The sequence below is a fragment of the Chimaeribacter californicus genome (assembly GCF_002858675.1).
GTDB lineage: Bacteria > Pseudomonadota > Gammaproteobacteria > Enterobacterales > Enterobacteriaceae > Chimaeribacter > Chimaeribacter californicus.
This window is the reverse complement of the sequence record NZ_PJZF01000008.1, coordinates 1-12,654: the sequence shown is the minus strand read 5'-3', so window position 1 is coordinate 12,654 and position 12,654 is coordinate 1. Positions and strand designations below refer to the sequence as shown.

The window sequence follows — 12,654 nt, the reverse complement described above, 5'->3', positions numbered from 1 at the left end:
CATTTCCTTGTGAAGACACGACCGGCAAGCCGCCGGGGGTTACTGATTCAGGCCGAGGAAGCGGCCGGAGAGCGGCTTCGCCAGCGGATAGGCGAGATCGCCCTGTTTGCTGGTGCGCAGCCCGAGTGCCGCCAGCGCCTCCACCATTTTCACGGCCGCGCTGACGCCGTCGATCACCGGAATGCCCAGCTCATCCGTCAGCGTCCGCGCCAGATCGGCCATACCGCCGCACCCCAGCACCACCGCCCCGCTGCCGTCCTGGTCACGCGCCGCGATACACAGCTCACGCACCCGCTGCTGGGCGAGGCCGCTGCCGTCCTCCAGCGCCAGTACCGGCAGGTCAATGGCGTGCAACCCCGCGCAATGGCGCTCGAATCCGTATTGGTGCAGCAGATGGCGGGCGATCACCAGCGTGCGCGGCAAGGTGGTCACAACGGAAAAACGGGTCGCTACCAGCGTCGCGAGGTGCATGGCCGCTTCCGCGATGCCGATCACCGGGGCGGTAGCCAGTTCACGCGCCGCCAGCAGGCCCGGATCGCCGAAACAGGCGATGATATGGCCGTCAACGCCCGTCTCCCGGCCAAGCCGGACCTGCTCCAGCACGCCGAGGGTGGCGATCGCCTCATCAAAATGGCCTTCAATAGAGGGCGCGCCCTCCTGTGGGCAGACCGCCAGGATCTCGTTGCCGGGGGCGGCCACCACGCGCGCCGCAGCGGCAATGGTGGCGGTCATCGCCTCGCTGGTGTTCGGGTTGATCACCTGGAGGATTAACGGGCGGGGAGACATGGGATCACTCCTTACTGTTAAAGGCCGCAGCATACGGCGCGAAGATACGGGAGAAGTCCGGCACTTTTTCTTCCGCCGCCTCAAAGCGCAGGCTGGAGAGGATGGCGTCAAAGTGGCGGTGCATATGGGCCGTCAGCGCGGCGGTGTCGCGCTTTTTCAGCAGCGCCAGCAGTTCATCATGGTCATGGCAGCGGCAGCCCTGCTGCCACGGCGCCCCCCAGGCCGCGACCACCAGCGAGGATCGCAGGGTCAGCTGCGATACCAGTTCCGTCAGCACCGCATTGCCGGAAATCGCCTGTAGCTGAACGTGAAACGCGGCAGAGAGCCGGATGGCCGCCGCACCGTCGTGGGCAGCGTGCGCCTGCTGCTCGTCGCTGACGATGTTCTTCATGGCGGCCAGATGCGGCGGCTGACAATGCGCCACCACCGTCGGCAGGTTGGCACACTCCAGCATCCTTCGGGTGGCAAACAGATCGCGCGAGGCATCAGCGCTGGGTGTCGCGACCTGTGCACCGCGTTTGGGCGTCAGGGTGATTAATTGCACTGCAGCAAGGCGTTGTAATACCCGGCGGATGCCGGTGCGGCTGACGCCAAATACCTCGGCCAGTGCCTCCTCCGGCAATTTGCTGCCCGGCAACAGCTGATGTTCAACAATTGACGTCACCAGCGCGTTAAAAATGTGATCGTCCTTATCCAGCGTAAAATAGGTCGAATTCAGCCCGTCCCAACTCGTCATAGCGCCACTCCGTATACTTTATTGCATCAAATCGTATACAAGAATTTTCCATTTTGTATACAAGAAAACCTCATTTCTCCGTCCCGGCTAAGAAATCTGGCCTGATTCCTGCACTGCCTTTACGACAGTTTGAACCAGGGTGCGCTGCACCTGACGCCAATAAATGATGGCTTGTCCTGTAGAGAGGAGCACGTTTTATGCCAAATCCGGAAATCACCGCTGCGAATGCAGATAGCCTGCCCAACGCCGCCAGCATCAAACCCCATTACAGCCCGAAATTGTGTAATGAAGATCTGGCCCCAACCAAAAACCAGAGCTGGAGTTGGTACAATATTTTTTCGTTCTGGATGTCTGATGTACACAGTATGGGCGGGTATGTGGTGGCCGCCAGCTTCTTCACGCTGGGGTTATCAAGCTGGCAGGTGCTGATCTGCCTGCTGGTGGGGATCTGTATTGTGCAGCTCTGCGCTAACCTGGTGGCGAAGCCCAGCCAGATGGCCGGCGTGCCTTATGCGGTGATCTGCCGTCAGGCATTCGGAGTGTTTGGGGCCAATATTCCGGCCGTGATCCGGGGTTTGATCGCCTTCGCCTGGTATGGCATCCAGACCTATCTGGCGGCCAACGCCCTGATGCTGGTGCTGCTGAAGTTTGTGCCGTCGCTGGAATCGCTGACCCACAGCCACTGGCTGGGGCTTTCCGCCCTTGGCTGGATCTGCTTTGGGATTATGTGGGTGTTGCAGGCGATGGTGTTCTGGCACGGGATGAATGCCATTAAACGCTTTATCGACATCGCCGGACCGGCCGTCTATGTGGTGATGCTGATGCTGGCCGGGTGGATCCTGTATAAGACCGGGCTGGATAACATCTCCTTTACCCTCTCCAGTAAAGTGCTGACACCCGGCCAGCAGACCTGGGAAATGATCACGGCCACGGCGCTGGTGGTCTCCTACTTCTCCGGGCCGCTGCTTAATTTTGGCGACTTTTCACGTTACGGCAAGAATATGCAGGAGATTCGCCGCGGCAACCGCTGGGGCCTGCCGTTTAACTTCCTGCTGTTCTCTATTGTGACGGTGGTGATTGTTTCCGGCACGCAGAGCCTGTTCGGCCAGATGATCACCGACCCTATCGAGACAGTCAGCCGGGTCGGCAACAGCGTGGCGGTGGCCATCGGCCTGCTGACCATGATTACGGCGACCATCGGCATCAATATCGTCGCTAACTTTGTGTCACCCGCGTTTGACTTCTCCAACTGCGCGCCACAGAAAATCAGTTTCCGCACTGGCGGGATGATCGCTGCCGTCGGCTCGGTGCTGCTGACGCCGTGGAATCTGTTCCAGTCCCCGGAGTTGATTCACTACACCCTGGATGTGCTGGGTGCCTTTATCGGGCCGCTGTTCGGTATTCTGGTGGTGGATTTTTACCTGATTAAACGTGGCCGGGTACATACCGATGACCTGTTCAATGCGACCTCTTCCGGGCGCTACTGGTACCGCAACGGCTTCAACCCGAAAGCGATTGTGGCACTGCTGCCGGCGGTGGCGATTGGGCTGCTGATCAGCTTTACCCCCGGCTTGCATGCGGTGGCGAACTTTAGCTGGTTTATCGGGGTGCTGCTGGGCGGTGGGGCGTACCGGTTTATCGCGCGCCATGACCGGGTGAAAAGCACGGACGCCATGTACAGCCCGGCCGGGATGAGCAAAGAATCACGCTAAAATTTCTGAAAAGCAGAAATGACGAAGCCCTGAGTTATTGCTAACTCAGGGCTTCTGAATGTTGGCGGTGCGGACGGGACTCGAACCCGCGACCCCCGGCGTGACAGGCCGGTATTCTAACCGACTGAACTACCGCACCGCGCTGTTGTTCCGGTTAAGAACGAGGCGGATATTAAGGCCACACCGCCTGCCCGTCAATGCTTTTTCTTTTAAAACTATTCGTTTGCACAGTTTTTCTTCGTATGGCGCGTTTCTTGTGCGGACTGCGGAGAAATCAACCACGCCACAGGCAACTGCCGCCCTTCTTCATCACCAGATCCAGACGCGATTCATGGGTCGCCACTTCGTCATCACTGGCATAGACCACTTTCAGGCCACTGCTCGGCCGGGTAATCCGTTGAATGCCCTGTTCCTGATTCTGCTGCTGACGATCGCTTTCCAGGGAAAACGAGAGCGACGTCTGCCCGCCGGTCATCGCCAGGTAGACTTCCGCCAGGATTTCGGAGTCGAGCAGTGCGCCGTGCAACGTACGTTTGGTGTTGTCTATCTGGTAACGATCGCACAGGGCATCAAGGTTATTGCGCTTGCCGGGAAAGAGCTTGCGCGCCATCAGCAGGCTGTCAGTGATGGTACAGAAGGTGTCAGTTTTCGGGATGCCGCGCTTCAACATACCGAATTCATAATCCATAAAGCCGATGTCGAACGAGGCGTTATGGATCACCAGCTCGCCGCCGCGGATGAAATCGAGGAACTCATCCGCCACGTCAGCAAAGGTGGGTTTGTCGGCCAGGAACTCGTCACTGATCCCGTGCACGCCGTAGGCTTCCGGGTCCACCAGCCGGTCAGGCTTCACATAAACGTGAAAGTTGCGGCCGGTCAGGCGGCGGTTGATCACTTCAACCGCACCGATCTCAATAATACGGTGTCCTTCGTAATGTACCCCCAGCTTGTTCATGCCAGTGGTTTCCGTATCCATAACAATCTGTCGTGTAATTGCAGTGCTCATAGCGCTCGTTTATGTCAGACTTGGCGTTTAAAATTGATGGAAGAGTCTACCAGAGATGAGTAAACAGGTAGAAATTTTCACCGACGGATCTTGCCTCGGCAACCCCGGCCCCGGTGGTTATGGCGCAATTTTGCGCTACAAGCAGCACGAAAAATGTTTCAGCGCAGGCTATCGCCTGACCACCAATAACCGGATGGAACTGATGGCGGCCATTGTCGCCCTTGAGGCGCTGACCTCGCCGTGTGAGGTGGTGCTGAGCACTGACAGCCAGTATGTGCGTCAGGGCATTACCAGCTGGATCCACAACTGGAAAAAGCGTGGCTGGAAAACCGCTGACAAGAAAGCGGTAAAAAATGTCGATCTCTGGCAGCGTCTGGATACGGCCATCGCTCATCACCGTATTACCTGGGAATGGGTCAAAGGGCACGCCGGCCACCCGGAGAATGAGCGCTGTGATGAGCTGGCGCGGGCGGCGGCCAATGCTCCCGCCTTTGAAGATATCGGCTACCAGCCTGCCTAGGGCACGTCGCGATAGCTTTTCGTTGCGCCTACCGCCCGGCTCAGGCTGGGCTTGCGCAGCCTGACTTTTTTAGCCGTCGGCGTCAGCGGCAGCGTGCGTTTACGAGCCACCATCACCCCTAGACACCCCAATGCCGGCAGGTGAGTGCTCAGCATTTTTCCTCCCTGCCCGCACCAAGGCAGTACCTGCATGCGTGATTGATACATCACCTCATAATTAAGCAGCCCCAGCCAGTCCAACAAGCGCATCTGCGTGAACATCTGCCCGCTGAACGGCGGACGGTGGCGCAGCACCGGCAGCAGTTTGCCCATTCCTAACAGACTCAACAGGTTAAAGTTGGTCATCACCAGCCAGCCGTCATCGATTAATACCCTGTCCACTTCACGCAAAATGCGGTGCGGATCCTGGGCATAGGCTAAAGTATGGGCAATCAGGCAGGCATCCACTGACTTTTCCGCGAAGGGTAACAGGTAGGGGTCGGCGATAACCTGAAGGCCTTCGCCCTGCGGCCCGACATTGACCTGATGGGAAATGGGGCACTTTTCGCTGTTGATCTCAGCGCTGAGATTGCCGATTTTCAACAGATGGTAGCCATACATTTTCGGCCACCACGGTTGCAACTGCTGCTCCAGCGCAACACGCCACGCCTCCCCGCGGGGAAGATCCCCCCAGGCGCGCGGCATGCTCAGAATATTGGACGGGTGCGCAGATTGCATGGTTTAGTATCTTCTTTCAACCGTTTGCCAACGAGGTAATCAATGAATCTTATCAGCATTCCTGCCCTGCAGGATAACTACATTTGGTTGCTGGATGACCAGCAAGGTACTGTCATTATCGTCGATCCCGGTGAGGCTGCGCCCGTACTGGCAGCATTGAATCACCATAATCTGACCCCTACGGCCATTTTGCTGACTCACCACCACCACGATCATGTGGGTGGCGTGAATGAAATTTTGCAGCATTATCCGCAGGTTGCGCTCTATGGCCCGCAGGAAACTGCCGCAAAATTTCGTCAGATTACTCTGAAACAGGGTGATGAGATTACCTTAGGGCAGCAAAATTACCGCATTTTCGATGTCCCTGGGCATACATCCGGCCATATCGCTTACTACAGTGCACCTTATCTTTTCTGTGGTGACACGATGTTTTCAGGGGGTTGCGGAAGATTATTTGAAGGGACAGCGCGCCAAATGTATCAGTCGTTTCAACAGTTAACCGCTTTACCAGAAGATACCCTGGTATGCTGTGCGCATGAGTATACCCTCGCAAATCTTAAGTTTGCCCGCTCAATTTTACCGCAGGATCGCGATATAGAAACATATGAGCAACAAGTGCAAGAAATGCGTAAAAAGGGGGTGCCAAGTGTGCCTACAACCCTAGAAAAAGAGCACAAAATTAACGTATTTTTACGTTGCCATGATGCTGATTTACAAAAGAAATTAGGATTTGTCTTACCTGTTAGTGAGCCTTGGCAGGTTTTTGCGCGTTTACGTGAGCGGAAAGACACTTATTAAACCTTTTTCTTGTGTTGTTTGGCGAAGCAAAGTATTATCGGTCGTCTTTTAAGCAACTATTGACACACACATGAAGGCTAAAGCGATATTACTCGCCTCCGTGTTGCTGGTCGGTTGTCAGGCGTCAAGGCATGACGCAACACCACCGTTACAGCACGCACAGAGTTTGTCTTCGGCAGGTCAAAGTGAAGCAGGAGAGTACACAGGGGCTGGTCGAGAGACCACGGCGCGATGGTTGGACAACAACGACAACCTCGCGCAGCAAGAAGACTTGTGGAACTTCATTAGCGACGAGCTGAAGATGGAGGTTCCGGAAAATTCCCGGATCCGTGAACAAAAAAAGCGTTACTTAAAACAGAAGAGCTATCTCCACGATGTAACATTACGGGCAGAGCCGTACATGTACTGGATTGTCGAGCAGATTAAACAACGTAAGATGCCGATGGAACTGGTACTGCTACCCATAGTGGAGAGCGCTTTTGACCCCAAAGCAACGTCAGCTGCTAATGCCGCAGGGCTTTGGCAGATTGTACCGAGCACGGGTCGCACATATGGTCTGAAACAGAACCAATGGTACGATGGTCGCCGCGATGTGGTGGCTTCGACAACCGCTGCGCTTGATATGATGCAACGCCTGAACCGCATGTTCGATGGCGACTGGTTACTGACCGTCGCCGCGTACAACAGCGGTGAAGGTCGCGTCTTACAAGCGATTAAAGCGAATAAAGCTAAAGGCCGTCCGATAGACTTCTGGGCATTGGCGCTTCCGCGTGAGACGTCAATTTATGTTCCAAAGATGTTGGCGCTTAGCGATATTCTTAAGCATAGCAAACAATATGGGATTCGCTTGCCGAAAACCAACGAAAGCCGGGCTCTGGCGCGCGTTGAAATCGGTCAGCAGATGCAGTTGACACAGGCAGCCGAGATGGCGGGCATGTCGTTAACAAAGCTGAAATCCTTTAATACGGGTTACAAACAGGGTGTTACAGCCCCGAATGGGCCGCACTATATTTTGGTACCGAAAGCCCATGCTGATCAGTTGAAGGACTCTCTTGCGGACAGCGACATCGCTGCAGTAGAGACGAAACTGGCAAAAAACAGTGCGGCTTCCGGTTCCAGTTATACAGTGCGCCCGGGTGATACGCTGTCAGCTATCGCTACCCGGTTGAATGTGAAAACCAGCGATTTGCAACGTTGGAACAACTTAGGCCGTTCGAGTACGGTCAAAGTAGGCCAAAACCTGCAAACTGCGGACAGCACGTCAACCGGTACTACGGCAGCCAACAGCATCACGTATCAGGTTCGTAAAGGGGATTCACTGGCCAGTATTGCCCGTCGTCATGGCGTCAATATCAGTGATGTGATGCGGTGGAATTCAGCGTCGAATAACCTGCAACCCGGCGACAAGCTAACGTTGTTTGTTAACAACAAGCTGACGCCTGATACCTGAACCGGTAACAATAATTTTTGCTCTGCCAGTACATGTTCTGTTTTATAAAAAAAGCATCCTTCGGGATGCTTTTTTATTGCCTGTTCCCCTGCCCTGCCGGCTTTTAGCGGGGAAGAAATTCGACCAGCAGCGGGTTATGATCGGATGCCTGCGTGACCAACACTGTTGCAGCAGAGACCGTCAGTCCCCGATAAAAAACAAAATCAAGCGCTTTGCCAAAGGTCCGGCGCCGATGATCATCGGTAAAATTAACTTCTTTCAGGCCAGACCGTCGGGCAAAGTTAAACAGTGCATTCATGCGTTGCCGGCTCCAGGCATTAAAATCGCCTGCCATAATCACCGGCCCGGTGTGAGAAGCAATCTGCTCCCCAATTGGGTCAAGTTGCTTGCTGTAAACATCTACCCCAAGGCTGAAGTTAACTGCGTGAATATTCACAACCATCACCAACTCACCGTTGGTCAGCGGATAGACAGTAACCAGCGCTGATTTAGACAACCGCAACAGGGGCTCACGTTCACGTAGCGGACAACAATAGACTGGGTGAGCGGCTGCCAGCGTCATCACCCCAGAAGGGTGCTGCGGCAGCACAATCGCCGGTACCTGATCAGCCGCCAGATAGTGTGAGGTGGCAAATTTAATCAGCTCTGGGGTGGTCTGCGCTTCTTGCAACAAGACCAACTGCGTATCTTTCCCAAAGCTTTTCAGCACTGAAAGCCATTCAGCACGCTGCTGCTTGAAAATATTCCATACCATGACACGCAGAACATCTGAGTTCGGCAACGCCTCACCAGGCGGCAAGGCCTGCCCCAATTGCGCTACCGCACCAGGAAAGATTCGCTCAACTGGTTGTCCGGCAACATATCTCATCGCATATGTTTTCTTCGGCACGCTGAAGCCTTCTCCCTTATGTAATGAGGCTGCCAGCCTGACAGCCATGCCAGCAACATAAGAATGAGTATACGCGCAGAGTAAGCATAGGAAAAATCAGTTTCAGAGATGAGAGCAACTCGCCCGGCCAGCATGTCGCATAGTGGGTATAGGCAGGCCAACCTACCGTAACCTGCCCGCGTATACAGGCCGGGACGATCACGTGGCAGGCAGCACTGCAGTTTTTTTTCTGTCCAGATAGCCGCTGACTCCTACCAGCAATAAGGCAGAGAGCACAATGATGCTGCCAATCCAGGGCGTTTGCGCCAGACCTAGCCTGGAGACCGTTTGCCCACCAATCAATGAGCCTAAAGCAATACCGGCATTAAAGGCTGCAATGTTTAACCCGGAGGCGATATCAACCGCATCTGGCGTATAGTGTTCCGCTTTTTGTACCACATACACTTGCAGTGCCGGGACATTACCAAAGGCAAATACGCCCATTACTAAAAGCGTCATCAATGCCAGGATGCTATGGCTGGCCGCAAACTGGAAAATCAGCAGCAGAATTGCCAGAGCAGCAAAAATTAACGTTAATGCCCGAACAGCACCGTAGCGATCGGCCAGCCTACCTCCCCAGATATTGCCAATTGCGACTGAAATACCGTAAGCCAGCAGAATCCAGCTGACTGCAGAGGCAGAGAACCCGGCCTGTTGCTGCATCATAGGGGCCAGAAACGTGAAGGTCGTAAATACTCCACCATACCCCAGGGCAGTAATGGCATAAATCAACAACAAGTGAGGATGGGTTAATACCTGCAGTTGCTGAATTAGCGGGGCAGATTGTTTGTTTTTAAGTGAGCCAGGGAGTAAAACCAGGCTGGCTAACATGGCAAGGAGGCCAATACAGGAGACAGCCAGAAATGCCTCCCGCCAGCCAAAATGTTGGCCAATAAAGGTGCCTAAAGGTACTCCTGTAACAAGTGCAATTGTTAACCCGCCAAACATTATCGCGATAGCAGAAGCTGCTTTTTCTTTGCTTACCAGGCTGGTAGCGATGGTTGAACCGATGGAGAAGAAAACGCCGTGCGACAGCCCGGTGACTAACCGTGCAATAACCAATGTCGTGTAATCGGGTGCCTGCCACGCTAATAAATTCCCCAATGTAAACAGCAGCATTAAACCGACCAGCAGCATTTTCCGCGGTATCCGGCTGGTCAAGGCAGTCAGAACCGGGGCACCTATCGCCACACCTACTGCATAAATAGACACTAACAACCCGGCAGAAGGTACAGTGACATGTAGCTGCGCGGCAATGGTCGGAATAAGTCCAACAATGACAAACTCTGTTGTTCCTATAGCAAAAGCGCTGATAGTCAGCGCCAGTAACGCAAGTGGCATAATAAACTCCAGATAAGACTCACATGATGGCGGCCATTATCTGACTATGCTTAAATGACTTAAATTACCGAAATAGCAATTTATTCCTGCATGGATAACAATAATGCGTGCAACATCAGATGAACTTATTACCTTTGTCACCGTGGTAGAATGCGGCAGCTTCAGTAAGGCAGCGTCTCAGCTCGAACAGGATAATTCTGTAGTCAGCCGTATGGTTAAACGCCTTGAACAAAAGCTGGGCGTAACCTTACTTAATCGTACGACCCGCCAGATCAGCATGACACATGAAGGAGAAATCTATTTCCGGCGAGTGCAGCGGGTACTGCATGACATGGCTGCTGCAGAAAATGAACTGTTGGATAACCGTGAGGCGCCTCAAGGGTTACTGCGAGTAGACGCAGCTACGCCCGTTATCTTGCATATGGTGACACCATTAGTCAGCGCCTTTACTCAACGCTATCCACAGATTGAATTATCCCTGGTGGCGTCTGAAAGTTATATCAACCTGATTGAACGTAAAGTCGATATTGCTATCCGTTTCGGTGAGCTCGGTGACTCCAGCCTGCGCGCCCGTAAATTGATGGTCTCTTACCGTCGTATTGTGGCATCGCCTGATTATCTGGGCCGTCATGGTACACCGGCGATCCCTGACGATTTACAACAGCATTACTGTCTGGGCTTCAATGAAGTCGTTGCTCTCAATCGCTGGCCGTTGTTGTATCGTGATGGGCAGCAAGTTGAAGTTACCCCCTCTATGACGGCAAATAACGGTGAGACATTACGTCAATTGGCACTGCACGGTAATGGCATTGTCTGCCTTTCGGATTATCTGATCCAGGATGATCTGAATGAGGGCCGGCTTGTAGAGATCCTGCAGGATCATCTGTTGCATGTTGCGATCCCCATCCATGCTGTCTATTACAGCGATCAATCTGTCAGCAGCCGCATCCGTTGTTTTATAGACTTTTTGGCCGAAAATCTTCCCTCATGTATAGGCCAAACAATCCCTGGTTGAAGAAAGAAACCTGTTCAAAAAGTTTGTGAACAACCTAACAGACTCACATGTAATCTCTCCCAAGCCTGGAATAACCCAGTATCATCTCCTTAACATTGAAACGTCGTTTCAAAAAAATCATCCAACTGATGCATTTATGTATGTGCTGCCTGATAAATAAGGAAATGTACTATGGCTAAAGGTTCTCTTATTACGCTTGATTTTCATACCTATCATGATGCAGGTACTGGTACACAGGTGACTCGCCTGACACCGCCTGATGTGCTCTGCCATCGCAATTATTTCTACCAAAAATGTTTTACTCAGAGCGGCGATAAGCTGTTATTTGCAGGAGAGTTTGATGGCAACCGAAACTATTGTTTGTTAGATCTATCCACACAGAAGGCTACTCAATTAACAGAAGGATCGGGAGATAATACGTTCGGTGGTTTCTTGTCGCAGGATGATCGTTATCTCTACTACGTAAAAAATGAGCGTTATCTGCAACGGGTCGATTTGAGCAGTCTTCATGAAGAAAGTGTTTATGAAGTGCCGGAACAGTGGGTCGGTTACGGTACTTGGGTGGCAAACAGTGAATGTACCAGCCTGGTAGGCATCGAGATTGATCGCAATGATTGGATGCCGCTCACTGACTGGAAAGTCTTTCACACCTTCTTTACCCATAAGCCGCATTGCCGGTTAGTACGTATCGATCTTAATAGCGGCCAGTCACACGTTATTCATGAAAATAACCTTTGGCTGGGGCATCCGATATACAGACCCTATCATGATCATACTGTCGCCTTTTGCCATGAAGGCCCACATGATTTGGTCGATGCGCGGATGTGGTTAATTAATGAAGACGGTACTAACGTACGTAAGGTAAAAGAGCATGCAGAAGGAGAGAGCTGCACGCATGAATTTTGGGTACCGGATGGCTCTGCACTTATTTATGTCTCATACCTGAAAAATCAGGCAGCGCGTCAAATTTGGCGCTATGATCCTGAAAGTAATCGCAATGATGTGCTAATGACAATGCCGGCCTGCTCCCATCTCATGAGTAATGAGACCGGAACGTTGTTAGTCGGGGATGGTGCAGGTACGCCGGTAGATGTGCAGGATGCCAGTGGCTATACCATTGAGAATGATCCCTGGCTCTATGTGTTTAATGTTGATAAAAAACAATATGCGCGTGTGGCCGCTCATAATAGTTCATGGCAAGTTCTGGATGGGGATCGCCAGGTGACTCATCCACACCCCTCTTTTACCCCCGACGACAAAAAAATACTTTTCAGTTCTGACTTCGAGGGAAAGCCTGCGATTTACCTTGCCGCATTACCTGATGCACTTTTTACTTAGTAAAAGAGTACTTAGTCAATTAAGGGCTGCCGGTACCTTCAGCTTATATTTCCGCTGAGGTACCTGGTTTGACGCTAAAACTATTCAAACTGTAGCTATTCAAAAGAGAAAGTATATTGTAAAGGAAAATTACGTGAGCGCGTTTTTGGAAAAACTGATTTTACAAAATGCAAAAAGCCCTGAGCTAATGCTCAGGGCTTATGCAATAAGTGGCGGTGCGGACGGGACTCGAACCCGCGACCCCCGGCGTGACAGGCCGGTATTCTAACCGACTGAACTACCGCACCACCGATTCTTTTACGTTAACA

12 protein-coding genes and 2 tRNA genes are annotated in these 12,654 nt (G+C 52.8%); 6 read left to right on the top strand and 8 right to left on the bottom strand.

What is annotated here, in order from left to right; genetic code table 11:
• Window positions 1-39: 39 nt before the first annotated feature.
• Together CYR55_RS10905 and CYR55_RS10900 are read right to left on the bottom strand one after the other, a co-directional pair.
• The gene (locus tag CYR55_RS10905) at window positions 40-786 is read right to left on the bottom strand and encodes an aspartate/glutamate racemase family protein (RefSeq protein ID WP_101816177.1); all 747 of its coding nucleotides are present in this window, start codon (window positions 784-786) and stop codon (window positions 40-42) included.
• 4 nt (window positions 787-790) lie between these two features.
• On the bottom strand, window positions 791-1,522 hold the full coding sequence (locus CYR55_RS10900; protein ID WP_101816176.1) for a GntR family transcriptional regulator: 732 nt from the start codon (window positions 1,520-1,522) through the stop codon (window positions 791-793).
• Between the two features lie 197 nt (window positions 1,523-1,719).
• Here CYR55_RS10900 and CYR55_RS10895 point away from each other — a divergent pair, with 197 nt between their 5' ends.
• Window positions 1,720-3,234 (top strand): NCS1 family nucleobase:cation symporter-1, encoded by a 1,515-nt coding sequence (locus tag CYR55_RS10895; RefSeq protein ID WP_101816175.1) that lies wholly within the window; start codon window positions 1,720-1,722, stop codon window positions 3,232-3,234.
• Between the two features lie 62 nt (window positions 3,235-3,296).
• Here CYR55_RS10895 and CYR55_RS10890 read toward each other — a convergent pair.
• Window positions 3,297-3,373 (bottom strand) — tRNA-Asp (locus CYR55_RS10890).
• A 135-nt stretch (window positions 3,374-3,508) separates the two neighbouring features.
• On the bottom strand, window positions 3,509-4,240 hold the full coding sequence (gene dnaQ / locus CYR55_RS10885; RefSeq protein ID WP_101816174.1) for a DNA polymerase III subunit epsilon: 732 nt from the start codon (window positions 4,238-4,240) through the stop codon (window positions 3,509-3,511).
• A gap of 55 nt (window positions 4,241-4,295) precedes the next feature.
• Here dnaQ and rnhA point away from each other — a divergent pair, with 55 nt between their 5' ends.
• The gene (gene rnhA, locus CYR55_RS10880; RefSeq protein ID WP_101816173.1) at window positions 4,296-4,760 is read left to right on the top strand and encodes a ribonuclease HI; all 465 of its coding nucleotides are present in this window, start codon (window positions 4,296-4,298) and stop codon (window positions 4,758-4,760) included.
• Here rnhA and CYR55_RS10875 read toward each other — a convergent pair.
• Window positions 4,757-5,476: a methyltransferase domain-containing protein gene (locus CYR55_RS10875; protein ID WP_101816172.1), complete on the bottom strand. Its 720-nt coding sequence runs from the start codon at window positions 5,474-5,476 to the stop codon at window positions 4,757-4,759. The two genes, rnhA and CYR55_RS10875, sit on opposite strands and share 4 nt — an antisense overlap.
• Window positions 5,477-5,518: 42 nt before the next feature.
• Here CYR55_RS10875 and gloB point away from each other — a divergent pair, with 42 nt between their 5' ends.
• Together gloB and mltD are read left to right on the top strand one after the other, a co-directional pair.
• Window positions 5,519-6,274 (top strand): hydroxyacylglutathione hydrolase, encoded by a 756-nt coding sequence (gene gloB / locus CYR55_RS10870; protein WP_101816171.1) that lies wholly within the window; start codon window positions 5,519-5,521, stop codon window positions 6,272-6,274.
• Window positions 6,275-6,344: 70 nt separating this feature from the next.
• Entirely contained in the window at window positions 6,345-7,724 is a 1,380-nt protein-coding gene (gene mltD, locus CYR55_RS10865; protein ID WP_101816170.1) for a murein transglycosylase D, read from the top strand.
• 103 nt (window positions 7,725-7,827) lie between these two features.
• Here the strand turns inward: mltD and CYR55_RS10860 are convergent, their stop codons facing one another.
• Both CYR55_RS10860 and CYR55_RS10855 read right to left on the bottom strand, forming a co-directional pair.
• Entirely contained in the window at window positions 7,828-8,613 is a 786-nt protein-coding gene (locus CYR55_RS10860; RefSeq protein ID WP_101816169.1) for an endonuclease/exonuclease/phosphatase family protein, read from the bottom strand.
• Window positions 8,614-8,811: 198 nt separating this feature from the next.
• Window positions 8,812-9,993 (bottom strand): MFS transporter, encoded by a 1,182-nt coding sequence (locus CYR55_RS10855; protein WP_101816168.1) that lies wholly within the window; start codon window positions 9,991-9,993, stop codon window positions 8,812-8,814.
• 103 nt (window positions 9,994-10,096) lie between these two features.
• Here CYR55_RS10855 and yafC point away from each other — a divergent pair, with 103 nt between their 5' ends.
• Both yafC and CYR55_RS10845 read left to right on the top strand, forming a co-directional pair.
• Entirely contained in the window at window positions 10,097-11,008 is a 912-nt protein-coding gene (gene yafC, locus CYR55_RS10850) for a DNA-binding transcriptional regulator YafC (protein WP_101816167.1), read from the top strand.
• A gap of 171 nt (window positions 11,009-11,179) precedes the next feature.
• On the top strand, window positions 11,180-12,346 hold the full coding sequence (locus CYR55_RS10845; RefSeq protein ID WP_101816166.1) for an oligogalacturonate lyase family protein: 1,167 nt from the start codon (window positions 11,180-11,182) through the stop codon (window positions 12,344-12,346).
• Between the two features lie 210 nt (window positions 12,347-12,556).
• Here the strand turns inward: CYR55_RS10845 and CYR55_RS10840 are convergent.
• Window positions 12,557-12,633: transfer RNA gene (locus CYR55_RS10840), tRNA-Asp, on the bottom strand.
• Window positions 12,634-12,654: the final 21 nt, after the last annotated feature.

What these genes read in the sequence shown, in the direction of transcription:
- mltD (WP_101816170.1), top strand. Translation starts at nt 6,345, where the DNA reads ATGAAGGCTAAAGCGATATTACTCGCCTCCGTGTTGCTGGTCGGTTGT.
- CYR55_RS10855 (WP_101816168.1), bottom strand. Translation starts at nt 9,993, where the DNA reads ATGCCACTTGCGTTACTGGCGCTGACTATCAGCGCTTTTGCTATAGGA.
- yafC (WP_101816167.1), top strand. Translation starts at nt 10,097, where the DNA reads ATGCGTGCAACATCAGATGAACTTATTACCTTTGTCACCGTGGTAGAA.
- CYR55_RS10905 (WP_101816177.1), bottom strand. Translation starts at nt 786, where the DNA reads ATGTCTCCCCGCCCGTTAATCCTCCAGGTGATCAACCCGAACACCAGC.
- CYR55_RS10895 (WP_101816175.1), top strand. Translation starts at nt 1,720, where the DNA reads ATGCCAAATCCGGAAATCACCGCTGCGAATGCAGATAGCCTGCCCAAC.
- CYR55_RS10845 (WP_101816166.1), top strand. Translation starts at nt 11,180, where the DNA reads ATGGCTAAAGGTTCTCTTATTACGCTTGATTTTCATACCTATCATGAT.
- dnaQ (WP_101816174.1), bottom strand. Translation starts at nt 4,240, where the DNA reads ATGAGCACTGCAATTACACGACAGATTGTTATGGATACGGAAACCACT.
- rnhA (WP_101816173.1), top strand. Translation starts at nt 4,296, where the DNA reads ATGAGTAAACAGGTAGAAATTTTCACCGACGGATCTTGCCTCGGCAAC.
- CYR55_RS10900 (WP_101816176.1), bottom strand. Translation starts at nt 1,522, where the DNA reads ATGACGAGTTGGGACGGGCTGAATTCGACCTATTTTACGCTGGATAAG.
- CYR55_RS10875 (WP_101816172.1), bottom strand. Translation starts at nt 5,476, where the DNA reads ATGCAATCTGCGCACCCGTCCAATATTCTGAGCATGCCGCGCGCCTGG.
- gloB (WP_101816171.1), top strand. Translation starts at nt 5,519, where the DNA reads ATGAATCTTATCAGCATTCCTGCCCTGCAGGATAACTACATTTGGTTG.